The sequence below is a fragment of the Kocuria sp. KD4 genome (assembly GCF_011769905.1).
Taxonomy (GTDB): Bacteria; Actinomycetota; Actinomycetes; order Actinomycetales; family Micrococcaceae; genus Kocuria; species Kocuria marina.
This window is the reverse complement of record NZ_CP050449.1, coordinates 353,732-378,870: the sequence shown is the minus strand read 5'-3', so window position 1 is coordinate 378,870 and position 25,139 is coordinate 353,732. Positions and strand designations below refer to the sequence as shown.

The 25,139-nt window shown below is 69.2% G+C and carries 21 protein-coding genes; 15 read left to right on the top strand and 6 right to left on the bottom strand.

The window, feature by feature from the left end:
* Positions 1-79: 79 nt before the first annotated feature.
* The 8 genes from HBK84_RS01685 to HBK84_RS01650 all read left to right on the top strand — a co-directional run bounded on the left by HBK84_RS01685 (position 80) and on the right by HBK84_RS01650 (position 13,267).
* On the top strand, positions 80-1,198 hold the full coding sequence (locus HBK84_RS01685) for an acyl-CoA desaturase (RefSeq protein WP_144997149.1): 1,119 nt from the start codon (positions 80-82) through the stop codon (positions 1,196-1,198).
* A 331-nt stretch (positions 1,199-1,529) separates the two neighbouring features.
* Positions 1,530-2,351, top strand: coding sequence for a thioesterase family protein (locus tag HBK84_RS01680; protein ID WP_144997147.1), 822 nt, complete (start codon positions 1,530-1,532; stop codon positions 2,349-2,351).
* 200 nt (positions 2,352-2,551) lie between these two features.
* The gene (locus HBK84_RS01675) at positions 2,552-2,878 is read left to right on the top strand and encodes a 2Fe-2S iron-sulfur cluster-binding protein (protein WP_085106094.1); all 327 of its coding nucleotides are present in this window, start codon (positions 2,552-2,554) and stop codon (positions 2,876-2,878) included.
* Between the two features lie 124 nt (positions 2,879-3,002).
* Complete coding sequence (locus HBK84_RS01670; protein WP_167318028.1) at positions 3,003-5,879, top strand: FAD-binding and (Fe-S)-binding domain-containing protein; 2,877 nt, start codon at positions 3,003-3,005, stop codon at positions 5,877-5,879.
* A 12-nt stretch (positions 5,880-5,891) separates the two neighbouring features.
* Positions 5,892-6,722, top strand: a complete 831-nt coding sequence (locus HBK84_RS01665; RefSeq protein WP_167318027.1) for a DUF4232 domain-containing protein — start codon at positions 5,892-5,894, stop codon at positions 6,720-6,722.
* On the top strand, positions 6,712-11,712 hold the full coding sequence (locus HBK84_RS01660; RefSeq protein ID WP_167318026.1) for a DEAD/DEAH box helicase: 5,001 nt from the start codon (positions 6,712-6,714) through the stop codon (positions 11,710-11,712). Before HBK84_RS01665 ends, HBK84_RS01660 begins: the two co-directional genes overlap by 11 nt.
* 24 nt (positions 11,713-11,736) lie before the next feature.
* Positions 11,737-11,940, top strand: coding sequence for a CopG family transcriptional regulator (locus tag HBK84_RS01655; protein WP_167318025.1), 204 nt, complete (start codon positions 11,737-11,739; stop codon positions 11,938-11,940).
* Between the two features lie 220 nt (positions 11,941-12,160).
* Positions 12,161-13,267, top strand: a complete 1,107-nt coding sequence (locus HBK84_RS01650) for a DNA-formamidopyrimidine glycosylase family protein (protein WP_167318024.1) — start codon at positions 12,161-12,163, stop codon at positions 13,265-13,267.
* A gap of 110 nt (positions 13,268-13,377) precedes the next feature.
* On the opposite strand, the gene HBK84_RS01645 is transcribed toward HBK84_RS01650, so the two are convergent.
* Positions 13,378-14,406: a CAP domain-containing protein gene (locus HBK84_RS01645; RefSeq protein WP_144931797.1), complete on the bottom strand. Its 1,029-nt coding sequence runs from the start codon at positions 14,404-14,406 to the stop codon at positions 13,378-13,380.
* A gap of 274 nt (positions 14,407-14,680) precedes the next feature.
* Complete coding sequence (locus HBK84_RS01640; RefSeq protein ID WP_240919056.1) at positions 14,681-15,667, bottom strand: pseudouridine synthase; 987 nt, start codon at positions 15,665-15,667, stop codon at positions 14,681-14,683.
* A 74-nt stretch (positions 15,668-15,741) separates the two neighbouring features.
* On the opposite strand from HBK84_RS01640, the gene idi reads away from it, so the two are divergent.
* Complete coding sequence (idi, locus tag HBK84_RS01635) at positions 15,742-16,284, top strand: isopentenyl-diphosphate Delta-isomerase (RefSeq protein ID WP_167318023.1); 543 nt, start codon at positions 15,742-15,744, stop codon at positions 16,282-16,284.
* Positions 16,285-16,294: 10 nt separating this feature from the next.
* On the opposite strand, the gene HBK84_RS13105 is transcribed toward idi, so the two are convergent.
* Positions 16,295-16,762 (bottom strand): HEPN domain-containing protein, encoded by a 468-nt coding sequence (locus tag HBK84_RS13105; protein ID WP_370520626.1) that lies wholly within the window; start codon positions 16,760-16,762, stop codon positions 16,295-16,297.
* A 7-nt stretch (positions 16,763-16,769) separates the two neighbouring features.
* Positions 16,770-17,168: a hypothetical protein gene (locus HBK84_RS01630; protein ID WP_167318022.1), complete on the bottom strand. Its 399-nt coding sequence runs from the start codon at positions 17,166-17,168 to the stop codon at positions 16,770-16,772.
* 875 nt (positions 17,169-18,043) lie between these two features.
* Here HBK84_RS01630 and HBK84_RS01625 point away from each other — a divergent pair.
* The 3 genes from HBK84_RS01625 to HBK84_RS01615 all read left to right on the top strand — a co-directional run bounded on the left by HBK84_RS01625 (position 18,044) and on the right by HBK84_RS01615 (position 20,596).
* Positions 18,044-18,622: a GNAT family N-acetyltransferase gene (locus tag HBK84_RS01625; protein WP_206069178.1), complete on the top strand. Its 579-nt coding sequence runs from the start codon at positions 18,044-18,046 to the stop codon at positions 18,620-18,622.
* A 190-nt stretch (positions 18,623-18,812) separates the two neighbouring features.
* Complete coding sequence (locus HBK84_RS01620) at positions 18,813-19,991, top strand: glycoside hydrolase family 76 protein (protein WP_167318021.1); 1,179 nt, start codon at positions 18,813-18,815, stop codon at positions 19,989-19,991.
* Between the two features lie 62 nt (positions 19,992-20,053).
* Positions 20,054-20,596, top strand: a complete 543-nt coding sequence (locus tag HBK84_RS01615; RefSeq protein WP_085108758.1) for an NUDIX hydrolase family protein — start codon at positions 20,054-20,056, stop codon at positions 20,594-20,596.
* A 26-nt stretch (positions 20,597-20,622) separates the two neighbouring features.
* Here HBK84_RS01615 and HBK84_RS01610 read toward each other — a convergent pair whose 3' ends face one another.
* Complete coding sequence (locus HBK84_RS01610; RefSeq protein WP_167318020.1) at positions 20,623-21,015, bottom strand: hypothetical protein; 393 nt, start codon at positions 21,013-21,015, stop codon at positions 20,623-20,625.
* A 57-nt stretch (positions 21,016-21,072) separates the two neighbouring features.
* On the opposite strand from HBK84_RS01610, the gene tgt reads away from it, so the two are divergent.
* Positions 21,073-22,383 carry a tRNA guanosine(34) transglycosylase Tgt gene (gene tgt, locus HBK84_RS01605; protein WP_167318019.1) on the top strand — a complete coding sequence of 437 codons (1,311 nt, stop codon included), beginning with the start codon at positions 21,073-21,075 and terminating at the stop codon, positions 22,381-22,383.
* A complete protein-coding gene (locus HBK84_RS01600; protein WP_085108765.1) occupies positions 22,380-23,240 on the top strand; it encodes an MBL fold metallo-hydrolase in 861 nt (286 codons plus the stop codon). The genes tgt and HBK84_RS01600 overlap by 4 nt, the downstream gene beginning before the upstream one ends.
* Before the next feature lie 64 nt (positions 23,241-23,304).
* On the opposite strand, the gene HBK84_RS01595 is transcribed toward HBK84_RS01600, so the two are convergent.
* Positions 23,305-24,051 carry a queuosine precursor transporter gene (locus tag HBK84_RS01595; protein ID WP_370520568.1) on the bottom strand — a complete coding sequence of 249 codons (747 nt, stop codon included), beginning with the start codon at positions 24,049-24,051 and terminating at the stop codon, positions 23,305-23,307.
* A 121-nt stretch (positions 24,052-24,172) separates the two neighbouring features.
* Between HBK84_RS01595 and HBK84_RS01590 the strand changes: the two genes are divergently transcribed.
* Positions 24,173-25,000 (top strand): hydroxymethylpyrimidine/phosphomethylpyrimidine kinase, encoded by an 828-nt coding sequence (locus tag HBK84_RS01590; protein WP_144932425.1) that lies wholly within the window; start codon positions 24,173-24,175, stop codon positions 24,998-25,000.
* Positions 25,001-25,139: the final 139 nt, after the last annotated feature.

Below are 25,139 nucleotides of genomic sequence, written 5' to 3'. Positions count from 1 at the left end.
GCACCTACACCCGGCGCCACCCGACTCGCCCTCCGGGAACGATCCACCCGGCGGCAACCCCCTCCCACGAAGGAACCCCATGACACTCGCACCCGCCGCCCGCCACACGGCCACCACGGCCGTGACGAATTCACCCCCGCGCCGCGATCCGCTGCGCCTCACGGAGGCCGAGCTCGCGGAACTCGCGGCCGATTTCGACGCCGTGCGGGACGAGGTCTTCTCCCGCCGCGGCCAGTCCGACGCCCAGTACATCCGCCGCGTGGTGGTACTGCAGCGCAGCCTGGAGATGACGGGGCGGGCCTGTCTGCTCTTCTCCCGTCACAAACCCCTGTGGTGGGCCGGTGTGGGGTGCCTGAGCGTGGGCAAGATCCTGAACAACATGGAGATCGGCCACAACGTGCTCCACGGGCAGTGGGACTGGATGAACGACAAGGAGATCCACTCGACCACGTGGGAGTGGGACTTCGTGGCGCCGTCGGCGGGCTGGCAGCGAACCCACAACGAGACGCACCACACGTGGACCAACGTGCTCGGCAAGGATCGGGACGTGGGGTACAACGTGCTGCGCATGGACCCCGATCAGCCGTGGAAGCCCGTGAACCTGCTGAACCCGGTGATCAACCTGGGCCTGGCACCGGCATTCGAGTGGGGCATCGCGATCTACGACATCGAACTGGACCAGTTCCTGACCGGCAAGAAGTCCGGGCGGGCCACGTTCGAGGACTTCAAGCGCGTGATGAAGAAGCTGGGCCGCCAGTCCGCCAAGGACTTCGTGGTCTCTCCGCTGCTGGCGTCTCTCACGGGTTCGGGGAAGGCGTCGCTTAAGGGGTTCCTGGCGGCGAACGTGATCCGCAACGTCTGGGCGCACACGGTCATCTTCTGCGGCCACTTCCCGGACGGCGCGGAGACCTTCACGGAGGAGGACGTGCGCGACGAGACTCGGGGGCACTGGTACCGCCGCCAGGCCATGGGCTCGGCGAACATCGACGGTTCACGCCTCATGCACTTCATGAGCGGGCACCTCTCCTTCCAGATCGAACACCACCTCTTTCCGGACATGCCGTCCAACCACCTGGCGCGCATCGCACCCCGCGTGCGGGAGATCTGCCGTAAGTACGGCATCCGCTACACCTCCGGCCCCCTGCCCCGGCAGGTCTTCCAGGCGTGGCGCAAGGTGTGCCGGCTCGCGCTGCCCTGACGACGACGCCGCTCGCGGCCCCGGCGCTCGCATCTACCGGCTCCGAATTCCCAGTGGAGTAGAAGCAGCTCGGGGTGCCCGGATTCTGCTTTTACTCCACTGGAGCAGCCACCCGCTGGGAGGGCCGGGCGGGTAGTTGCCGGGCGGGTGCGCGGGTCGTGAGCCCGCGGGTGGGCGGGCAACTCGTCCTGCCCGGCACGCGTCGCAAGTCCGATAGGTGTTCCCGCGGCGCTCCCCTAGGGTGTATTCCGGCACACACTCGCATCGCGGGCGGCCATGTTCCAGGAACCGGACGCGGCCCCGCCCGCGGTCAGGACAGGCAGGAGCACGCATGAGTACCGAAGAAGCCCCCGGGCACCTGGGCGCCAACGGCGAGGACGTCCCGGACGCCCACTACGTGCGCACGAGCGATCACGGTTTCCGCACCACGGTGTACACGCAGGGAGCGTGGAGCCCCCTGGAACAGCACATGGCGGCGTCGTCCGGCCTGCTGGTACACGAGATCGAACGCAACCACCCGCGGGAGGACGTGCTGCCGGTGCGTTTCTCCTTCGACATTCTGGGGGTCATCCCCGGCGGTGAGATCGAGGTGCACACGCGCGTGCTGCGCCCAGGCAGGACCATCGAGTTGGTCGAGGCGACCATGAGCGCCGGCGGGCGGGACTGCATCCGGTTGAGCCTGTGGCGGCTGAAGACCTCGGACACCCAGGACGTGGCCGGCGGGGAGATCGAGCCGCTGACCCCCGTGGAGCAGTGCGAGCCGGTCAATATGTCCGAGGCGTGGGGCGGCGGGTTCATCAGCTCCGTCGAGGCACGTACCGCCCGGCGGCCCCGACCCGGCAACGGCGCGGGCTGGCTGCGGATCACCAAGTCGGTGGTCGAGGGCGAGGATTCCTCCCCCACCGCCCGGTTCATCAGCTCGGTCGACGCCGCCAACGGGATCGCTCCGCGCGCGGAGATCGGACCGTGGGCGTTCCCCAATGTGGACCTGAGCATCCACATGTTCCGCGCCCCGGTGTCCTCGTGGGTGGGACTCGACACCCGGGTGGAGTTCGGCGGGGACGGCGTGGGCCTGACTCATTCGGAGCTGTTCGACGAGCGCGGTCCGATCGGTCGGGTGGCCCAGGCGCTGACCCTGCGCCGGGCGAGCTGAGAAGCCGGTGGCCCGCCAGGACTTGAGTGGGCCGGAACCGCCCGGCTCCGCCGGGGGTTGAGCAGGGGCCGGGCGGGTGCGGGTCTCATCACACTTCGCCACGCGATGTCCCCGGAGTTGACGCCCGATCATAGAATGGCCGCTAGTTCCCAGTAATCCGCAACATCCGGACGGGGTAGAACCCCAGGAGGTCCAGCCGCGTGAGCAGCATCCTGATCAATGTGACCAACCGCGAGGGCGAGCGCACCGAGGGCGTCGAGTGGAAGGACTACGAGACGCTCATGGAGTGCCTCACCCGCCACAAGTTCCCGATCCTCGCCACGTGCGGCGGCAACGCCTCGTGCTCCACGTGCCACTCGTACCTGGACCAGGACACGTTCGTGAAGACGGGCGGGACCAACGAGGAGGAGGAGGACCTCCTGGAGATGCTGGACGACACCCGCCACGACAACTCCCGGCTCACGTGCCAGGTGGAGTGGTCCGAGGACCTCGCGGGCGCGGAGATCACCATCGCCCCCGAGTGGTGATCGTCCGCCGCTGACGCGGTGGCAGCACGACACCGCCGCCCCGGCCCGGCGGTGTCGTCACCGGCGGCCTCGTGACCGGTGACACGAGTTGGTAACGCGGCGCCGCGTGGGCGAAAGTTGGAGCATGACTGCTCTCCGGGATGACCTCACCACACGCGCCGCTTACGTCTCGGACGCCTCGATCTATCGCCGGCTACCGGCGGCGGTCGCGGAACCGCGCTCGGTCGAGGAGATCCGTGAGCTGTTGGCCACGGCCCGGGAGAACGGCTGGCCTGTGATCTCCCGCGGTGGTGGCACCTCCGTGGCGGGCAACGCGATCGGTGACGGGTTGGTCATCGACACCTCCCGGTACTTCAACCGCATCCTGGAGATCGATCCGCACGCCCGCACCGCCACGATCGAACCCGGTGTGATCTGCGATCAGTTGCGGGACGCCGCGAGCGAGTTCGGCCTGACCTACGGACCGGACCCCTCCACGCATTCGCGGGCCACCGTGGGCGGGATGGTCGCCAACAACGCGTGCGGTTCCCACTCGGTCGCGTGGGGTACGAGTGCGCAGAACCTCGTCTCGCTCACGGTCATGCTCGCCGACGGGCGCGAGGTCACCCTGGACGCGGGCGGCACCTCGGACGCCGCACTGGATTCCCAGCTCACCCAGTTGCGGGACCGGCACCTGGCCATGCTGCGCACCGAACTGGGCCAGTTCCCCCGCCAGGTCTCCGGGTACGGACTGCACTACTTGTTGAGCGAGAACGGTTTCGACGTGGCCAAGGCGTTCGCCGGGACCGAGGGCACGTGCGGGATCATCACCCGGCTCACCGTGAAACTCGTGGCCAAGCCGCCCTTCACAGCGCTCGCGGTACTGGGTTTCACGGACGCGATCGCGGCGGCCACCGCGGCCCCGAAGTTCCGCGTCCGGGGCGTCACCACGATCGAGGGCATGGGCTCGGACCTGCTGGACGCCCTGCGCACCCGTCCCGGTCAGGAGAACGCGGGCCGTGAGCTCCCCGAGGGCGGCGGCTGGCTCTACTGCGAGGTGGGCGCGGACACCCAGGAGGCCGCGTTCGAGGCCGCCCGGGCACTACCGGGACTCGTCGAGGAGACCGTGGTGGATTCCGTGGTCGTGGGCGATCCCGCCGAGGCCCGCGCCCTGTGGCGCATCCGCGAGGCCGGTGCGGGGATCGTGACCCGCTTGCCGGACGGCGGCGAGGCGTGGCCCGGGTGGGAGGACTCCGCCGTGCCCCCGCAGCACCTGGGCGCCTACCTCAAGGACCTCTACGCGCTGCTGGACGAGATGGACCTGCGCGGTATCCCGTTCGGCCACTTCGGCGAGGGCTGTGTGCACATTCGGATCTCCTTCGATTTCAACACGGACGAGGGCGTGGCCCACTACCGCCGGTTCATCGAGCGGGCCGCGGAACTCGTGCACCGCTACGGCGGCTCGGTCTCCGGGGAGCACGGGGACGGCCGTGCCCGCTCGGAGCTGCTCAGCACCATCTACTCCGACGAGGCACGCGGCGCCTTCGCCCGATTCAAGCGGATCTTCGATCCCGACAATTTCTTCAACCCCGGGGTCGTGGTGGATCCCGAACCCCTCGACCGGGGCATCCGCCCGGGTCCCGGCGCGCGCACGTTCGAGCTGACCCCGGTCCACGCGTTCTCCGCGGACGACGGCTCGTTCGGCCAGGCCATCAACCGCTGCGTGGGCGTGGGCGCATGCCGCTCGGACTCGGGGGCCATGTGCCCGTCCTTCCACGCGACCCACGACGAGGTGCACTCGACCCGCGGGCGCATGCGGTCCCTCGCCGAGATGCTGCGCGGCGAGCACATCACGGACGGGTGGAAGTCCAAGGAGACCTACGAGGCCCTGGACCTGTGCCTCTCGTGCAAGGCGTGCGCCGCGGAGTGCCCCGTGAACGTGGACATGGCCACCTACAAGGCCGAGTTCCTGCACCACCACTTCCGCCAGGGCCTGGGCTCGTTCGTCGGCAAGGACCGCCGGCCCATGGCGCACCTGACCATGGGGTGGATGCCGTGGCTCATGAAGCTCGTGACCAGGGTCCCCGGTTCGCTGCGCGCGGTGAACTTCCTGGAACGCTTCCGTCCCATCGAGGAACTGACCAAGAAGCTCGGCGGCATCGAACCGAAGCGGCGGATGATCCGCTTCAACGACACCCCGCTCACGTCGTGGTTCAAGACCCGCACCCCACAGGGCGCGGTGGCGCGCGGAGGCGGCCGCGCGGCGTCGTCGGCGGAGAAACCGTCCGTGGTGCTGTGGCCGGACACGTTCACGAACTTCTCCGCGGACGGGCCCGGCAAGGCCGCCGTGGCGGTGCTAGAGGCCATGGGCTACCGCGTGCTCATGCCCATGGGAAACGTGTGCTGCGGACTCACGTGGCACTCCACCGGGCAGTTGGACATGACCCGCCGGACCCTGCTGCAGACCCTGGACGTGATGGAGCCGCTGCTCGAGGCTGGCTACCCGATCATCGGGCTGGAACCGTCTTGCACGGTGATGCTCCAGCACGACATCACCGAGCTGCTCCCGGATGACCCGCGCGCCCACAAGGTCCGGGCCCTCACGGTCACGCTCGGTGAGTTCAGTGCGCGCCACGCCGAGGACGGCGGGGACTGGCCGTTCGACACGCTCGAGACCCACGCGGGACCGGGCACCGCGGTGTGCCAGGTGCACTGCCACGAGAAGGCCCAGGGCGACTTCACGCCGGAACTACGCGTGCTCGAGAAGCTCGGGGTGGACACCGCCGTGGTGGGCGGTGGCTGCTGCGGTCTCGCCGGGAACTGGGGCTTCGAACCAGGTCACCACGAGATCTCCCAGACCCTCGGGGAACGCAACCTGTTCCCCGCGATCCGTGCCGCGGGGCCCGGTTCGATCGTGCTCGCGGACGGTTTCTCGTGCCGCACGCAGATCGCCCAGGGCACCGACGCGGAAGGAGTTCACCTGGCACAGGTGATGTATGCCGCATTACGCGCGGAAAAGTAGCACACTGTTGCCATGAGGAGTCACTTGCCCGTCCCCCGGGGCACCCACACCGCCACCCGTCCGTTGCTCGCGGCCACCGCGCTGAGCGCTCTCATGGTCCTCTCGGCCTGCGGTTCCTCGGACGGCGCCTCGTCCGAGGAGCAGAACACCGCACCCGCCGGCGCCTCCGTCTCCGCGAGCGCCACGGCGTCCCCGAGCGCCTCGTCCATGTCCCCGAGCCCGTCGGCCAGCCGGTCCGCGAGCCCGTCCGCGAGCGCCGAGGCCACCGAGGCCACGGAAGCCACAGACGCCGCGGCGTCCGGTGGACAGGAGGGGCAGGCCGCGGAGTCGGCGCAGCCGTCCGCCGAGCCCGATCGTCTCGCGTCCGCTCCCGAGCTGGGCATGCCCACTGCGAGCCCGTTCGACCGGGCGAAGGCGGATGCCCAGCGCGCCGGCGGCACGTGCAGTGCCGGGCAGCTCTCCGGATCGCTCACGCCGCAGCAGGGCGCGGCGGGTTCGGTCATTGCGTCCCTCACGCTCACCAACAACGGCTCCGCACCGTGCACCCTGAGCGGCTACCCGGGTGTGTCCTTCGTGGACGCGAACGGTGCTCCCGTGGGTGCGCCGGCCTCCCGGGACGCCTCGGGTGCGGGCACCGTGACCCTACAGCCCGGCGCGTCCGCGAGCGCCGGGGTGCGGATCACCCAGCCCGGTGTGATCGGTCAGGTGTGCAACCCGCACCAGGCCGCTGGCGTGCGCGTGTACCCGCCGGACAGCTACGAGTCGCTCGTGGTGCCCTACTCGGGTCAAGCGTGCGGCAACCCCAAGGTCTCCCAGTTGCAGGTCAAGGGTTTTGGGTCCTGACCCCGTCCTGAACCTCTTCTCCCCCGCGACCGCGCAGTGGTTCGACGCCGCGTTCAGCGGGCCCACGGCGGCCCAGCGCGGCGCGTGGGAGGCCATCTCGGCGGGCCGCCACGCTCTCGTGGTGGCCCCCACCGGTTCCGGTAAGACGCTCGCGGCGTTCCTGTGGTCGATCGACCGCTTGCTGACCGACAAGAAGGCGGACGGGTCCGACGACGCGGAGGACCGCACCTCGGTGCTCTACATCTCCCCGCTCAAGGCCCTGGGCGTGGACGTGGAACGCAACCTGCGCGCACCGCTGATCGGGATCACCCAGGCCGCCAAGGCCGCCGGCGGGGAGCCCCCGGAGATCTCGGTGGGTGTGCGCTCAGGTGACACCCCGCAGGCGATCCGCCGCGCCCTGTTGGCGCATCCCCCGGACGTGCTCATCACGACCCCGGAATCGCTGTACCTCATGCTCACGTCCAAGGCGCGGGAGACCCTGCGCCACGTGAACACCGTGATCATCGACGAGGTGCACGCGGTGGCCGGGACCAAACGCGGGGCGCACCTTGCGGTGAGCCTCGAACGCCTCGACGACCTCCTGGAACGTCCCGCGCAACGGATTGGGCTCTCCGCGACCGTGGAACCCGTGGACACCGTGGCCGGGTTCCTGGGCGGCTCCCAGCCCGTGGACGTGGTGCGCCCACCGTCCGAGAAGGACTGGGACCTCACGGTGTCCGTGCCCATCCCGGACATGACCGTGTTGGGCGGGGCGGCGGCGTCGCCGTCGTCCGGGGACCTGGACGGCAACCTGGAGGCGTCCGACTACCAGGCCACCGCGTCCATCTGGCCCCACGTGGAGGAACGGATCGTGGACCTCGTGGAGGCGCACCGTTCCACAATCGTGTTCGCGAACTCGCGTGGCCTCTCGGAGAAACTCACCGCGCGACTCAACGAGATCCACGAGTTCCGGCTCGCCAACGCCGCGGAAGAGAGCCCCGCGGATTTGGACGGTGGCGATCCCGTGGCGCTGGGTGATGCGCTCTCCGACCTCCTGGACGGCGCCGCCGCGCAGGCCGACGACGCCGCGCGCAGCGAGGGCGCGGTCAGCACTTCTCGGGCCCGCGACTCCGCCCCCGCGGACATCCCCCGCCAGCACAACCGCCACGAGGGCGCGTCCCCGGTGCTCGCGCGCGCCCACCACGGCTCGGTGTCCAAGGACCAGCGCGGCCTGATCGAGGAGGACCTGAAGACCGGGCGGTTGCGGTGCGTGGTGGCCACCTCCTCCCTGGAGCTCGGGATCGACATGGGCCACGTGGACCTGGTGATCCAGATCGAGTCCCCGCCTTCGGCGGCGTCCGGTTTGCAGCGCGTGGGCCGCGCGGGCCACCAGGTGGGCGAGGTCTCGATCGGGCGGATCTACCCCAAGCACCGCGGGGACGTGCGGGACGCGGCGGTGATCGCTGAGCAGATGCTCGCGGGGCACCTGGAACCGCTGTCCGTGCCCACCAACCCCCTGGACATCCTGGCCCAGCAGACGGTCTCGGCGGTTGCCGCGGAGGACGTGGACGTGGAGAGCTGGTACGACACCCTGCGCCGCAGCGCCCCGTTCCGTTCGCTGCCGCGCTCCGCGTACGACGCCGTGCTGGACCTGCTCGCCGGGCGGTACCCGTCCGACGAGTTCGCCCAGTTGCGGCCCCGGCTGGTGTGGGACCGCGAGACCGGGACCCTGCAGGCCCGCCCCGGTGCCCTGCGGCTCGCAGTCACGAGCGGTGGCACCATCCCGGACCGCGGTCTGTTCCCCGTGTTCCTCGTGGGCGAGCAGGACAGCAAGTCCCCCAAGCGCGTGGGTGAGCTGGACGAGGAGATGGTCTACGAGTCCCGCGTGGGGGACATCATCGCCCTGGGTGCCTCGAGTTGGCGCATCGAGGAGATCACGCACAACCGGGTGGTCGTGGCCCCGGCCCCGGGCGTGCCCGGCAAGCTCCCGTTCTGGCACGGGGACGGTCTGGGCCGGCCCGTGGAATTGGGCCGCGCCACGGGTCGGTTCACCCGTGAACTCGCCGGTGCCCAGGACACCGAGGCCCGCGAGCGCCTGGCCGCCTCCGGCTTGGACGAATGGGCCCGGGACAACCTCATGGCCTACCTCTCCGAACAGCGGGAGGCCACGGAACACGTCCCGGACGATCGCACGCTCGTGGTCGAGCGGTTCCGGGACGAACTCGGGGACTGGCGCGTGGTGTTGCACAGCCCGTTCGGCACCCCCGTGCACGGCCCGTGGGCGCTCGCGGTGCGCGCCCGGTTGGACGAGCGCTGGGGTCTGGATGCCAGTGCCCAGGCCGCGGACGACGGCATCGTGCTGCGCGTCCCCGCCACGGACGAGGAACCGCCCGGGGCGGAGCTGTTCCTCTTCGACCCGGACGAGCTCGAGCGCACCGTGACCGAGGAGGTGGGCGGCTCGGCGCTGTTCGCGTCCCGGTTCCGGGAGAACGCCGCGCGTGCCCTGCTGCTGCCGCGGGCGGATCCCGGCAAGCGCACGCCCCTGTGGCAGCAGCGTCAGCGCTCCGCCCAGTTGCTGGACGTAGCCCGCAAGTACCCGCAGTTCCCGGTGATCCTCGAGACCGTGCGCGAATGCCTGCAGGACGTGTACGACGTCCCCGCGCTGCTGCAATTGCAGCGCGATCTGGCCGGGCGCAAACTGCGCATGGTCGAGACCACCACGGACACCCCCTCCCCCTTCGCGCGCACCCTGCTGTTCGGGTACGTGGCCCAGTTCCTGTATGAGGGCGATTCGCCCCTGGCCGAGCGCAAGGCCGCGGCCCTGTCCCTGGACCCCTCCCTGCTCAACGAGCTGCTCGGTCGCGCCGAGCTGCGCGAGCTGCTGGATCTCGAGGTCATCGAGACCACGGTCCTGCAGTTGCAGCGCCTCGCGCCGGACCGTCGGTTGCGCGGCGTGGAGGGCGCGGCGGACCTCCTGCGCCTGCTCGGTCCCATGACGGCCGACGACGCCGCACTGCGCTTGCGCGCGGAAGGCACCGCAGCGGCGTCGCCCCCCGCGCAGAGCGCGCCGGAGACCCCCGATGCCCCGGAAACCGACGACACCGAGGATGTCGACGCGGCCGAGGACGTGGCCCCCGAGTACCAACCCATCAGCGCGGACGCCGCCCGCGAGCTGCTGGACACCCTGGTGTCCACGAACCGGGCGATCGTCCTGCGCGTGGGCGGGCGCGAGGTCTACTGCGCGGTGGAGGACGCCGCGCGGATGCGGGACGCCCTGGGCCAGCCCTTGCCCATGGGTGTGCCCCTGGCGTTCCTGGAACCGGTCGCGGATCCCGTGGGGGACCTCGTGTCCCGGTACGCGCGCACCCACGGCCCGTTCAGCGTGGCGGAGGCCGCGCAGGCCCTGAGCCTGGGGCCCGCCGTGGTCGAGACCGCGCTGCGCTCGCTCGCCACGCAGCGGCGCGTGAGCGAGGGGGCGTTCCGCCCGAGCGGGGACCCCGCGGCGTCGGAGTCGGAATGGTGCGACGTGGAGGTGCTGCGGACCCTGCGCCGCCGTTCCCTGGCCGCCCTGCGCGCGGACGTGGAACCCGTGGACCCGCAGGTATACGCCACCTTCCTGCCCGCGTGGCAGCACGCCGTCCCGGGGCACCAGTTGCGCGGGTTGGACGGGGTGCTCACGGTGATCGACCAGTTGGCCGGGGTGCCCGTGCCCGCGTCCGCGTGGGAACCGCTCGTGCTCGCGCAGCGCGTGGTGGACTACCGGCCCGCGATGCTGGACGAGCTCATGGCCGCGGGCGAGGTGCTCTTTTCGGGCGCGGGGTCCCTGGGCGGTGAGGACGGGTGGGTCGCGTTCCACCTGGCCGAGTCCGCGGAGCTGTCCCTGCCGCCCGTGCCGCAGCTCGAGGCCGCCGCCGAGGCCCTGGACTCCACGCTGGAACGTGAACTGCTCGCCGTGCTGCGGGCCGGTGGGGCGTACTTCGCGTGGCAGCTCATCCAGCCGCTCGCCGAGGCGGGCGTGTCCGTGGACATGGCCCAGCTGCGCACTGCGCTGTGGAACCTGCTGTGGGCGGGGCTCATCACCAATGACACCTACGCCCCGGTGCGCGCACTCGTCTCGGGCGGGCACTCCGCGCACAAGACGCCCAAGCGCCCGGGCCGTTCCCGTACGGCCGGGCGGCGCGGCGCCGCGCGGTTGCGGGCCGCGTCCCGCGGCCCCGGAGGTGTGGATCCGGCGGCGTCCGCGTCCGGCGACGGCGCTCGCGTCGTTCGCGCCGCGGGGGGCGGTGAGGACCGTGTCACGGCCGGGCGCTGGTCCGTGCTGCGCCCCGAACCGCTCAACCCCACCGTGCGGGCGCAGGCCCAAGCGGAGCTGTTGCTGGACCGCTACGGCATCCTCACGCGCGGTCCCGTGGCGGTGGAGGACGTCCCCGGCGGGTTCTCCACCGTCTACAAGGTCCTGCGCGCCCTCGAGGACGCGGGCCGCGCGCGGCGCGGGTACTTCATCGAGGGCCTCGGCGCCGCCCAGTTCACGCAACCCGCGACGGTTGACGTGCTGCGCAGTTTCACGGACGACGACGCCGCTCGCAAGGCCGAACCCCGCGTCCTCGCCCTCGCGGCCACGGACCCCGCGAACCCCTACGGTGCCGCGCTGGACTGGCCGGAAGCGGTGGCTCTCGAATCCAGCACCAAGCACCGCCCGGGGCGCAAGGCCGGTGCCGTGGTGGTGCTCGTGGACGGGGCGCTGATCCTCTACCTGGAACGTGGCGGGAAGACCGCGCTCGCGTTCGTGTCAGACCCGGCCCTGCTGCGCCTCGCGGCGGAGGCCGTGGCCGGGCTCGTGCAGCGCAGGGCCATGGACTCGCTCGTGGTCGAGAAGGTCAACGGCGACTCGGTGCTCTCCTCCGAGGACCTCGTGACCGCGGTCCGGGACGGTCTGCTGGCGGGCGGCTTCTACCAGACCCCGCGCAGCGTGCGGATGCGGGCTCCCGTGGGCGGGGGCAGGTCCGGCTGATACCACTTTGATACCTTGAGGGTCATGGCGATGACTTTGCGGCTGACCGAGGACGACGAACTCGCTCTCGCCGCCCTGGCCGAAGCGGACGGCATCAGCCGTCAGGAAGCCACGATCCGAGCCATCCACGAAGTTGCGGCCCGGAGAGGTCACGAGCAGCAGGTGACCGAAGCGTCGGCGCGTGCACGTGCACGCTATGCCGATGTGTTGGACCGGCTCGGGCGGTGACGCGGTACCTCACGACCGAGGACCTACTCGTGGTGATCAACGATCTCGGAGTCGGCCCATTACGCGACGTGGGGTTGCTGGAGGCCACGGCGAGTGGCCGAGCCGATCTCCCTGATATCGCCGCAATGCTGCGACGGTGGCACTGACGCCACAGCTGCGAACTGCCGCCGAGCCCACTCCCGTTCGACACTGAACACCCCACCCTACCTAGGAGGCCCAGGTGCCTGAAGGTGATTCCGTCTACCGCCAGTGCAAGATGCTGCGCGAGGCGCTGGAGGGGTCCGTGATCGTGAGCTCGGACTTCCGGGTGCCCTCACTCGCCACATCGGACGTGTCCGGGCGCACGGTCGTGGCCGTGGTGCCGCGGGGGAAGCACATCCTCATCCGACTCTCCGAGGCCCCCGATGCGGCCGAGCTGAAATCCGGGGCCGAGCCCCTCACCTTACATTCCCACCTCATGATGGACGGCACGTGGCGGGTCTTCGACCGGGAACCGGCGGGGGGCGCCACAACCGGCTCCGGCGGGGAACCACAAGCGGCACGCAGCAAAGGTGATGCTCCGGCCGGAAGCGGGCGAGCGGCGTCGTCGTCACGAGCAAGGAACGGAATGCGCACGAGCCGACCCGGGGCGAGTCCCTACCGACCGCGGGGGCAGGCCCGGCGGGGCGGCAGCGTGCGTTCACGCGCAGAAGCGAGGACCCGGCTCAGCGCGGACGTGTCCATCGGGCAGGGCTCGCACACCATTCGCGCGATCCTGCGCACCGAGGACGTCGAGGCCGTGGGTTTCGACGTCAAGGACGTCCGACTGGTGCCTACCCGCCTGGAGGACGAGCAACTCGTGGGGTACCTGGGCCCGGACATCCTCGGACCGGACTGGGACCTGGAGAAGGCCCTCGAGCGGCTGAGTGCGCAACCGGACCGGGCGATCGGCACCGCGCTCATGGATCAGCGCAACCTCGCGGGGATCGGCAACGTGTACCGCGTGGAGGTGCTGTTCATGTCGCGCACCAATCCATGGACCACGGTCGGCTCCCTGCCGGAGGGCAAGCTGCGCGAGATCGTGACGCTCGCGCACAAGCTGCTGCACCTGAACAAGGACCGCTCGATGCGCTCGACCGTGGGGCAGGCACCGCAGGGTCGCCCCCTGTTCTGGGCGTACGGCAAGGACGGCCAACCGTGTCGCCGCTGCGGCGCGGTGCTGCGGCGCGGAGAGATCGACGACGCTCGGCTCACCGTCCCCGCGCCGGACGGCACCACGACGGCGCCGGGCACCGCAGTGCAGCACCTGCGCAAGATCGTGTGGTGCCCGCGCTGCCAGAGCGAGTGACGGGCTGACGAAAAGGGGATCGGCTGCGGGGTGCGCCCGGGCCCGTCAGGACCGGAACGCACCCCGTGCGCGCGCCGTCGGCGAATCCGGACGTTCCGGTTCGTGGTGCGTCAGCGGGTGACCCAGGTCTTGCCCGTGACCGAGGACCAATGGACGGTGTAGCCCTTGGAGAAGCGCTGGCGCATCTCGGAGCCCACGCGGTATTCCTCGGTGGTGGGGTAGCCCCACCCGCGCTCGAAGCCGGCTGCCTTCCAGCGCTTACCGATCGCGCCGGTCTCCTTGATCACGTGCGCGCCGGAGGACGGGGACCACATGAACTTGTACTGGGCGCCGCCCGCGGCCCTGAAGTTCTGGTAGACGCCGCCGTTGACCAGGCCGCCGCGTTCGTTCATGGTCGGGTAGCCGAACTTGGCGGCCCCACCCAGTGCTTGGTACCGGCTCTTGATGCCGCCCTTGACGGTGTAGGCCGGGGGTGCCACGCGCTTCGCGGCCACGGGGGCCACGGTGTCGGCCTGCGGGCGCGGCGCTGCCGCAGTGACCGTGCGGGTGACGTCCGAGGGACCGCTGCCGGCCGGGTAGCCGTAGGAATCCACGGTGCCCACCAGGCGCCAGCCCTCGCCCGTGCCGGACAACCGGCCGTCCACGTAGGTCAGTCCGATCCCCACGACCTGCATCCGGGGGTCCGTGAGGACCTTGTTGTGCGCGTGGGAGCCCTTCCACCAGTTCATGAGGTCGGGAACCGAGTTCTGCCACGACAGCGCGTGGATCTCCCCCGCCGCGTTGTACCCGGCGGCCCGGCGGTCCGTGAGGAACAGGTTGCTGTGGTCGATGACCTCTTCCTTGACCAGTCGGTCGGACTGGCTCTGGGCGATGCCGGACAGCGACTTGGAGTACTTCACCGGGGCCAAGCCCTTGGATGCCCGGTGTTGGTTGATCAGGTTCAGGAGCTTCTGGGCGTCCGCCGCCCGCGTGCTGCTGGACACGGACACGATGTCGGAGGGTGCGGCCTGCGCGGGGGTGCCGATGAACAGGCCCCCGCTCAGGATCATGAGAGCCGCAGTGATGGTCGCGGCCAGGTTCGAGAAGGCTCGTCGGGTCGGGGAGTACCCGTCGATGGCAGGAATGCGGTGATGTGACATGGGGACCATTTCGTCGTTGGGCGCACGCGCCCGCACCTCCGTGGCATGACACCACGAGGGTGTGACAGACGTACGCGCTGTGGGGGGACAGCTCGTGGTGGCATGTGCCAACCGACTCGGGGCTGTGTGTACGACAACCCCTGTACGGGCCCATTGAGGGGGGAAGACCCGCTGATAAGGGTACCCCGGGGTAGCCGGGTTCTGGTGTGTTACATCACACTCGGTCGGAACGTTTCGGCATCCTTCGACGGATGTTCAACTTTGCCCTTGCAGGTCAATGTGTCAGAAGTTCGCTGGACGCCCCGGATCGACGAGCCGTGTGGGCGCTGGGTGACAGACGTGAGCTCACGGTGATCGTCTCACCCGTCATGGGATGGGTGAAGGTCAGGGAGCGGGCGATCAACTGCATGGGGTTGTCCGGGTCCTCCACGTCGAAATCGTCCAGCGGTACCGGGTACAACTTGTCCCCGCGTAATGGGAGGCCCAACGAGTTCATGTGCACCCGGATCTGATGGGTGCGCCCGGTCAGCGGAGCGATCTCGTAGCAACCCCACTGCCCCGCATCATCGGTGAAGCGTTCGAGCAGGCGGATGTCCGTGACGGCGTTGACGTCACCCGGTTCCTCGAAGGCCTGCACAACTCCCTGGATCTTGCGGATCCGGGACTCCACGCGCACCGGCCCCTTCCCCACCCGATCATTGACGCGGGCCACGGCCCAATAGGTCTTGGTCACCGTGCGCTCCTGGAACATGCGGTGGAACACCCCGCGGTCCGCCGCGTACTTGCTCAGCAGCAGCACCCCGCCCGTGGAGCGGTCCAGCCGGTGCAAGGCGGAGATCTCGTCGTTGTGGAACTGGCACCGCGCAGCCACCACCACGGAGCGGCGGACGTTCTCGCCCTTCGGTGTGCTGCATAGCCCGTGCGGTTTGTCCACCGCCAGGATCCATTCGTCCTCGTACAGCACGTCGAGGGTGATGGGCGCGGCGTCGTCGTCCGGGACCGGGCGGTGGAACCATACCGAAGCCCCCGCTTCGTAAGGGGTGGCCGGGGTGACGACGGCGCCGTTGTCCCCGCGGACACGACCGGCGGCGACCTCGTGGGCGAACCACGCGGCGTCGTCCGGGAAACGCTGCTGGACGTAGTCCGCGGCCGTGGTCGGGAGACCGTCCAGAGCCCGCAAGACCGGGTCCGGGGAACCCGGGCCGGGCATCCGGACCCGCGCGGGCCCCACGCCGCGCACCGTGGGTAGCGGAGGGTTCACGCGTCGTCTCACTGCGTGTCCGATCCGGCGGTTACCATGGCCTGGAACCTAACACATGACCGTGAGGCGGCCTCGTGAGCGAGCACACCAGCCCGGAGCGCGTGGTGCTCCTGGACGATCAACACCAACCCACCGGAACGGCCCTGAAATCCACGGTTCACACCGAGGACACCCCCCTGCACCTGGCGTTCTCGTGCCACGTGCTCAACTCCCGCGGCCAGGTCCTGGTGACCCGCCGCGCGCTCGGCAAGCGCACGTGGCCCGGCGTATGGTCCAACAGTTTCTGCGGTCACCCGGGACCGGACGAGTCCTTCGAGGACGCCGTCGCCCGCCGTGCCCAGCAGGAACTCGGCCTGGAGATCCGCAACCTCACCGTGGTGCTGCCCGAGTTCCGATACCGGGCCACGGACGCCTCCGGGATCGTTGAGAATGAGTTCTGCCCGGTGTTCATTGCCGTCGCCGACGACGATCCCCGTCCCGCCGAGTCCGAGGTCGCCGAGTACTCGTGGGCCGCCCCCCACGACCTCGTGGCCGCGGTGGAGAGCGCCCCGTTCGCGTTCAGCCCGTGGCTCGCGGACCAGATCCGCGAACCCGTGCTGCGGGAGGCGCTGGGCTGAGGGCCCAGGTTCACCACCCTGGATCGGGTCGCCTTTGACCCTGGATCGGGTCACCTTTGGCCGTTGTGTGTGGATCGTCCCTCGGGCCATTCGGGGCGTAGAAATCTGGCATCAGTGTTCTTCCCCAGTGCACCAAATTACCTCCGCCCTCGGTGAGTGGGATCGACTCCACATGCTTCTCCGGGGAGTACCCGACATACACGAGGCAACGGGAGGCCACCAAGACGGTCAGCGAGGTAGAAAGCACAAGGTTTTTCCTGAGCTGGGTCTGCTTCTCCAGGCCATGGGCGTAGTTGTTCCGCAGGCTCTTCACTTCTCTCTTCCACAGGTCGTGTGCCCCGGCAGCCGTCCCACAGATTATCGGCACCAGTGGCTGTACATCGTCCAAGATGTCCTGGATACGCTGCTCAAGTGTGGGTTCTCCCAACTGGCTATTGAGGACACGATTTTTCAGGGTGGAGGCTAGGAGATCGTCTATTTCCCCTTCATCCTTGGCCCTCGCGATGATGTCCCCGTTGGCGCGACGGGCCTTTTTCTTGAGCTTTTGTCAGGGCACCGGTTTTCCGAGAGTGAAGCTTGCGGTGTAGCCCCTCCAGCGACATGACCATCGTGGAGAAGTCTGCGTCCACGAACCGTTCGCCATGCGTGCCACGAGCTAGAACATCCGCTTTCAGTTCAGGAGCCCGCCCCAGTTCTGGACGTCGTTCCAGCCAGGCAGCAATGAACTCGACGTCAGACTCGCCCCTCCGAGCGGCCATGCCGTTATGACGTTGATCGTCTAGGGGATCTTCAACCATCCAACCGTCGACCTCCAACGGCCGCTCGGGCCCTCCGGCGATCCGCACTCGGTACCGGTCGACCACAGCCCGCTTCATGCGCAGCAAGGAGAAGAACTCCTACCGTTCCTCAGCTTGGTCAGAAGTGCTCTCCAGGGACGCGATCGGAGCTTGCGCCCAGGCCTCCAATCCGCTCAGATACATGAAAAGGCAAAGTGGGGTGATCTGGGTCGATGCCATAAACGAGCTCGCGCACCACGCGCCTAGTCCACCCGCAAGCGATTACTCCTCGTGCATTTACTGGGGCCATGCCGAGCACTCGGGCCCGACGGTCGTCCCTGCCGGCCGGCGGTGGCCGAGCACATCCGACTTTTCATGCCCCTATCAGCCATTTCTCCGAGCGGGTACCCGCAACAGGTGCGAGGCCGGCTCCACGGTCAACCATCCTGGGTTTGATTCCAATCCTGCCACTCACTAAGAAGAATCAGGATCACGTCCAGTGTGTACTCTCGAAGCTTTAGCGACCACGCGGTGCGGATGGCGTTGGGCCACAGGGCCGCCCGAAGGTGTTCGCGTATCGCGGCGGTGTTGGCATTGTGCTATCCGTTAGGTGTCGGGAAAGACGCCTAACGGATGCGGATCCGAAAATATGGTGGGGTACAGTCCGAAGAAATGGTTTCTTTAATAGGAACGGTGGGTGAATTCCTCGGTTATGCGATGGTCGAGGCGCTCAAGAGGTGGCGCAAGACCGAGTTGATCTATTCGACAGCTACCTATATCTCGGTTTCAGCGGTCATGCTGGCCACGGTGGAGTGGGTGCGGTGTGGGGCAACGCGCGTCTGCGCAAGGCCGTGGACTGCGCCACACCAGAAGGAGCGGAGGCGGCCTACCATGAGAACCGGAATCAGATGCTGGTATCGGTCTAACCTCCGGAAGCTAACCCAGGGAGGTTCACCGGTGGCCCATCCTGCCATGCTTGGCCGGTGGCCATCGACACCATCGAACACCGCGACGGCAACGCCGTGCGCCGGATCCTCGAAGCACTCCCGGAGTGGTTCGGAATTCCCGAAGCCATCGACGGCTATGCCGCGGACGCCGCGGATGACAGCTACGGAAGTCCTATGGCCCTCGATGACGGAGCGCCCGTGGGAGTCGTTCTCACCCGACGCCACTTCCCCGAATCCGCGGAGATCCACCTCATGGCCGTCCATCCGGACGTGCGTGGGACCGGTATTGGCAGGCGTCTCGTGGAACGGGTGGTGGACGATCTGTCCGCCGATGGCTGCACGCTGCTCTCCGTGCACCCGGTGGGGCCGTCCTTCGAGAACGCCCCCTATGCCCAGACCCGGGCCTTCTACACCAGGATGGGTTTCCTTCCCCTGGAAGAGCACGAGGACCTCGAATGGCCGGGCCCCACGCTCATCCTGGTCCGGGCCTTGCCCGCGACAGGCCGAGGCCACGCTGAGAACCAGGACCACACCCAGGGGACATCAGCACCACCAACCAACGGGGCAGGCGGCGTTGGTGAGAGCGAGATGTCGGGGAATCGATGGGGCCCATGACGCGAGTGTATGGGGAGGTGCTCAGGGATCCGCGCACGCCCCGACGCGAATTCCTAGTGGAGTAAAAGCACCCCACCACGGGGAAAAGCTGCGATAACTCAGAAAAGGCAGCGGGGGCACCGGGCGAGCCGCAGCAGCACCGGGCGATAAACTCCTCACACACCCCACCCGTCCTCCCAGGAGCCCCGCGATGTCCGAATCCCCCGCCCACCGCGCCGCGAAGGCCGCGCACTCCGTGGACCACCTGTTCGGTGCGCGGGCGCTGCGCATGCCGGGCACGTACCTGGGGGCTGTCGCATTCCCGCGCCCGTGGCGGGGGCCGTGGCACTACTGGTGGCAGGCCCATTTGCTGGACGCGTTCGTGGACGCCGCGGCCCGCGAGCGCCACGCCGGCAACCAGGACACCGCTGAGCTGGCCCGCTCCCGCGCGCATCGGTTGCTGCGGGGCATCGCCGTGCACAGCGGCGGGCGGGTGACCAACAACGTGTTCTTCGACGACATGGCTTGGCTGGCCCTCGCCCTGGGGCGCCTGCGTGACGAGAACCTCGCCGCCACGGGCCGCACATCGCGCGCGGTGCAGGACGACGGCGCTGCTCTGGCCACGCGCCTCGCCTCCGGTTGCGACGACACCATGGGCGGCGGTGCGTGGTGGAACACCACACGGGACTACAAGAACACGGCGTCTACCGCCCCGGTGGCGCTGACATTCCTACGCATGCACCGCACTGCCGAGGCTCGCGCACTGCTCACGTGGTTGTTCGACACCCTCTTCGACGCCGAGCGCGGCGTGTTCCTGGACGGCATCCGCATGGCCGCGGCGGGCTCCGGGAAGGAGATCACGTCCGTGGACCCGCACGTCTACACCTACAACAGCGGCCCGGCCCTCGGTGCGGCCCTCGAGCTCGCGGAGGTCACCGCGGACCCCGCCGAGCGCGCACTGTGGCTCGACCGGGCGGCACGGCTCGTCCACGGCGCGGCCCGGGAGTTCACGGTCCCCGGCCCCCACGGTGCACCCGTGTTGCGCGGCCAGGGCGGCGGTGACGCCGGGCTGTTCACGGGCATCCTGGTGCGCTACCTGGGCGAAGCCGCGTCGTCGTCGTTGCTGGACGACGACGCTCGGGCCACCGCCCGCGCGCTCGTCACCGACACCGCGGACGCCCTGTGGGACGGGCGTCGGGAATTCGATCCGAACGAGGACTTCACGGTGCCCGCCGCGGTGCGAACGGTGGGCGAGACGGTCGCGGTGTTCTCCCCCGAACCGGCGCAGCACGCGAACCAGGCGCAGCGGGCCGGCGCCCCTGTGGAACTCAGCACGCAGGTGCAGGCGTGGACCGTACTGGAAACCGCCGCGCGTTCGGCTGATCGCTGAACTCGGCCGCTGACGCCGCAGATTCCTGGCCTGCGGGGGCGTCACGACGGTAGAAACGAACCATGAGTTCAGTACGCACCCCGGACCCCAACCCTGGCTGGCTCAGCGAGGACGACCTCAATCGTGCCCGCGCGTCCCTGCCGATCGTGTACGTACAGGCCATCCCCGTGCGCCTGGACCCGCTCGGTTGCCTGTCCGAGATCGGGTTGTTGCTCACGCCCAACGACGAGGGCCGCATGGTGCGCACGTTCGTCTCGGGGCGCGTGATGTACCGCGAGACGGTGCGCGCGGCGCTGCTGCGTCACCTCGAGAAGGACCTGGGACCGCTCGCCATGCCGCAGATGCCGTCCACCACGGTCCCGTTCGCGGTGTCCGAGTTCTTCCCGTCCCCGTCCGAGACCGGGCTGACCGACGACCGGCAGCACGCGGTGGCGCTGAGCTACATCGTCCCCGTGCGCGGTGAGTGCGAGCCCCGTCAGGACGCCCTGCAGTTGTCGTGGATGACCCCGGACGAGGCGCTGTCCACGGATGTCCAGGACGAGTTCGAGGGCGGACGCGAGGACCTCATCCGCCAGGCGATCGCCCACGCGGGATGGGGCCGCTGAACAGCGGATGATCTGCCCGGAGGGCGTCACGTGCCCCCGTTGGCCGCTTGCCGCATGAGCGGGATCGCCTGGGTGTCCGCCGCGACCATGGCCCAGTAGCTGTGGGACAGCCCGCTGAGGCTGCCCAGGATGCCGGCCACACCCGTGGCCAGGAAAAACCGACCGGCGTGGGCCCGCAGCTGTCCCGTGGTCAGCCCATGATGCTCCGGGACGGGCATCACCGGTTCCGACGCCCCCAGGTTGGACAGCAACACACCGAGCATCACGCATGCTGTGATGAGAACCCCCGCCTGGGTCTGGTGCGTGAACCGCGCGCGGATGGGCTCATTGCGCGCGTAGATGGAGGTGAAGGCACGGACGGCGGGGCCCTGAAGAATTCTGTGACCTGACTCACCGTATTGCGCTCGTTCTTTCGGCATCGGGTGGAGGGGACACCGCATTGTCTCTCGCTTTCGCGCAACCGGCACAATGGTGTGGTGTCCAGCACCGAATCCCCCTCCCCGTTCACCTTCCGGCTCCACACGCGCCTGCGTGATTCTCCCGTTCCGCAGCAGCGCATCCGGGACAATGGCGGCCAGTTCCAGGCCCGCACGGGCACCATCACCACGCCGCACGGCCCGATCCGTACCCCGGCGTTCATCCCGGTGGCCACGCAGGCCGCCGTGAAGGCCGTGCTCCCGGAGTCCATGGCGGCGGAGGGCGCCCAGGCGATGCTGGCCAACGCGTACCACCTGTTCCTCGAGCCGGGCGACGACATCCTGGACGCCGCCGGCGGGCTGGGCACCTTCATGAACTGGCCCGGCCCCACGTTCACCGATTCGGGCGGGTTCCAGGTAATGTCCCTGGGTTCGGGGCTCGGCAAGGTCATCGACATGTCCGCGCTCACACCGTCCCCTGGGGGCGCACAGCCCGCCCCCGGGCACAAGCGCATGGCGCGCGTGGACGACGACGGCGTGTGGTTCCGTTCCTACCTCAACGGGGACCTGCACCGGTTCACGCCGGAGGTCTCCATGCGGGTGCAGCACAACATCGGCGCGGACATCATGTTCGCGTTCGACGAGCTCACGACGCTCCACGATTCCCGCGAGTACCAGGAGGACGCCCTGGAACGCACCCGCAAGTGGGCCCTGCGCTGCGTGGCCGAACACTGCCGACTCACCGAGGCCCGCCCGGACAAGCCCTACCAGGCGCTGTTCGGGGTGATCCAGGGCGCCCAGTACGAAGACCTACGGCGCATGGCCTGCCGGGACCTGGCCGAGATGGGCTTCGACGGGTTCGGGATCGGGGGTGCCCTGGAGAAACGTCAGCTGGGGACCATTGTGCGGTGGTGCACGGAAGAACTGCCCGAGGAGACCCCCAAGCACCTGCTGGGCATCTCCGAACCGGACGACATCTTCACCGCGATCGACAATGGCGTGGACACCTTCGACTGCGTCTCCCCCACTCGCGTGGCCCGCTCGTCGGCCGTCTACTCCCCCGATGGCCGGTTCAACCTCACGAACATCCGCTTCAAACGCGACTTCACGCCCATCTCGGACACGTGCCCGTGCTACACGTGCGCCCACTACACCCGCGCGTACCTGCGTCACCTGTTCAAGGCCAAGGAGCGCAACGCCGCAACACTCGCGTCCATCCACAACGAGCGCTTCATCCTGGACCTCGTCTCCGGCGCGCGGGACGCCATCGACGCGGGGACGTACTTCGACTACCGTGACGATTTCCTGGCGAGGTACTACGGCGCGCCGTCGACCTCCACTGTTCCTTCCGAAACGGGAGGCCCGCGATGAGCGACCCCAAGCCCGTGCACGCCACCCCAGGTGTCCTGCGCCGCGTGAGCGCGTGCGCCGGCGTGGTGCTCGCGCCCAATCCCGGGCCCATGACCCTCGACGGCACCAACACGTGGATCCTCTCCGCCCCGGGGGACGGCCCGGAGCACCCGAACTACGGCCACCACCCGTCCGCGCAGGGCCGGGGCGAGTGGCCCGGACCGGACGTCGTCGTCGTGGATCCCGGGCCCCTGGACGAGGCGCACCTGCAGGCGGTCGCGGCGACCGGGACCGTGGTGCTGATCCTCGTGACGCACCGCCACGGGGATCACACGGACGGCATCGACCGACTCCACGAGATCACCGGTGCGCCCGTGCGTGCGGCCCTGCCCGAGTTCTGCCGGGACAGCGGCGAGCCCCTGCGGGACGGCGACTGCATCCTGGCCGCGGGCGTGAGCATCCGCGTGCTGGCCACCCCCGGGCACACCTCCGACTCCGTGTGCTTCCGGTTGCCCCACGACGAGCCGGAGACGGTCATTACCGGGGACACCGTGCTGGGGCGCGGTTCCACCATGATCGACCACCCGGACGGTTCCCTGGGCGACTACCTGCGCTCCCTCGAACTGCTCGGGCAACGCTCGGGCGCCACGGTGCTACCCGCTCACGGCGCACCCCTGCCGGATCTGCAGGAGGTGTGCGAGGAACTCACGGAGCACCGGCTCGAACGCCTGGATCAGGTACGGGAGATCGTCGCCGGACTCGGCCGCGACGCGAGCGTCGAGGCGATCACGGACGCCGTCTACGCCGACGTCCCCGCCGGGGTACGGCGCGCCGCGGAGCGCTCCATCGCCGCGCAGCTCGCCTACCTGGGGTACTGACCCGGGGGCACCTCGCCTACGTGGGCTCCCGAGCCGGGGGCACGACGACGCCGCTCGCGCCCCGCTACCGCGCGTTCGCCTCCTCGAGGGCGCGCGTGTCGTAGCCGGGTTCGCGGCGCTTGATCCAGCCGATCACCGCGTACGTGACCGGCATGATCACGACCTCCACGAGGACCTTGTAGACATAGCCCACCAGGACGTAGTTGAAGAACGCGGACCACGAGTCGATCCCGATGATGGGAGCGGCGATCGAGCAGAAGATCACGGTGTCCACGAGTTCGCCCACCATGGTGGAGGAGATCAGCCGCGCCCACAGGTGCTTCTCCTTGGTGCGTTCCTTGACCTTGACCATCACGTATGCGTTGAGCAGCTGACCCACCAGGTAACCCAGCAGGGAACCCGCCACGATCAGCGGGACCGGGCCCAGCACCGTCTCGAACGCGCTCTGGTTCTCGTAGAAGGGCGCCGGCGGCAGGATGATCACGATCCAGAACACCAGGGAGGAGAACGCCCCGAAGAAGAAGGACGTGATGATCGCCTTGCGTGCGGCCCGGAAACCGTAGACCTCGGAGACCACGTCCCCCAACACGTAGGCCAGTGGGAACAGGAAGAACCCGCCGTCCGTGATGATGGGGCCGAACTGCACGCCCTTGGTCGCGCCGATGTTGGAGAGCACCAGGATCACGCAGTACGCGGCCAGGATCACGTCGAAGTACGTCCGGGGGCGGCGCGCGAAGAGGGACTGCCGTTCGCCCTGCGCGAGCGCGGCGGTGCGGGAGGAGGAAGTGTGGGGCGGGGTGGCGTCAGACACGGGTGTCCTTGGGATGTACGGAAGGGTCAGGGACGTCGTCTGCCACCCGGCGTCGAGCCCAGTGTAATGGGGTAGTGCGCCGAGTCGCGGGCACGTCCCGTGCGGGAGCACAATAGCGTGCATGAGCGAAACCACACGTAACCAACCGCCCGTTGCCATGACCGTCGCGGGCTCCGAGGCCACCGGCGGCGCCGGGGCGCTCGCAGACATCAAGACCTTCACGTCCCTGGGAGTCTTCGGATCGCTCGCGCTGACGTGCATCGTGGCGTTCGATCCCGAGAACGACTGGGGCCACCGCCTCACGCCCGTGGACCAGCAGACCCTGGCGAACCAGCTGCAGACCATTTCCGCGGCGTACGACCTGGACGCCGTGAAGATCGGCATGCTGGGTTCCCCGGACACGATCCACACGGTCGCCACGGCCATGAAGGACCTCGCGCCCCGCCACCTGGTGCTGGACCCGGTGCTGATCTGCAAGGGCCAGGAACCGGGCGCCGCGCTGGACACCGATCAGGCGCTCAAGGCACAGATGCTGCCCCTGGCCACGTTCGTGACCCCCAACCACTTCGAGTCCCTGTCCCTATCCGGGATGGAGGAGATCAACGACGTGGAGGACCTCAAGGAGGCGGCCCAGCGCATCCACGACTCCTCCGGGGCCACCGTGCTCGCGAAGGGTGGCGTGCGGCTCTCCGGCCCGGACGCCGTGGACGTGTTCTACGACGGCTCCACGCTTGAGGTGCTGTCCGAACCCAAGGTGGGCGAGGTCCCGGTCTCGGGCGCCGGCTGCTCGTTGGCCGCGGCCGTCACCGCGGAGCTGGCCAAGGGCGCCTCCCCGCTCGAGGCCGCCCGCACCGCCAAGAGTTTCGTCTCCGCAGGCATCCGGCACCGGCTGGGATCCCACCTGCCGTTCGACTCCCTGTGGCAGGGCGGGCTCGCTGCCGAGGCCTGACCGAACACCAGCGACGAAGTTCCTGAAAGCCCGCGGGGAATGCCCTGAAGTAAGGGGCATTCCCCGCGGTCATGCGGTGGAATGGGGGAAGAACACACACGGCCCGTCAGCGCCCCGTCCTTTTGCTGACAGAATCAGG

Excerpts from the sequence above, each read along its gene's own strand:
- HBK84_RS01610 (WP_167318020.1), bottom strand. The coding sequence starts at position 21,015 with ATGCCGAAAGAACGAGCGCAATACGGTGAGTCAGGTCACAGAATTCTT.
- HBK84_RS01645 (WP_144931797.1), bottom strand. The coding sequence starts at position 14,406 with ATGTCACATCACCGCATTCCTGCCATCGACGGGTACTCCCCGACCCGA.
- HBK84_RS01615 (WP_085108758.1), top strand. The coding sequence starts at position 20,054 with ATGAGTTCAGTACGCACCCCGGACCCCAACCCTGGCTGGCTCAGCGAG.
- HBK84_RS01590 (WP_144932425.1), top strand. The coding sequence starts at position 24,173 with ATGAGCGAAACCACACGTAACCAACCGCCCGTTGCCATGACCGTCGCG.
- HBK84_RS01600 (WP_085108765.1), top strand. The coding sequence starts at position 22,380 with ATGAGCGACCCCAAGCCCGTGCACGCCACCCCAGGTGTCCTGCGCCGC.
- HBK84_RS01665 (WP_167318027.1), top strand. The coding sequence starts at position 5,892 with ATGAGGAGTCACTTGCCCGTCCCCCGGGGCACCCACACCGCCACCCGT.
- HBK84_RS01680 (WP_144997147.1), top strand. The coding sequence starts at position 1,530 with ATGAGTACCGAAGAAGCCCCCGGGCACCTGGGCGCCAACGGCGAGGAC.
- HBK84_RS01620 (WP_167318021.1), top strand. The coding sequence starts at position 18,813 with ATGTCCGAATCCCCCGCCCACCGCGCCGCGAAGGCCGCGCACTCCGTG.
- HBK84_RS01670 (WP_167318028.1), top strand. The coding sequence starts at position 3,003 with ATGACTGCTCTCCGGGATGACCTCACCACACGCGCCGCTTACGTCTCG.
- HBK84_RS01655 (WP_167318025.1), top strand. The coding sequence starts at position 11,737 with ATGGCGATGACTTTGCGGCTGACCGAGGACGACGAACTCGCTCTCGCC.
- HBK84_RS01685 (WP_144997149.1), top strand. The coding sequence starts at position 80 with ATGACACTCGCACCCGCCGCCCGCCACACGGCCACCACGGCCGTGACG.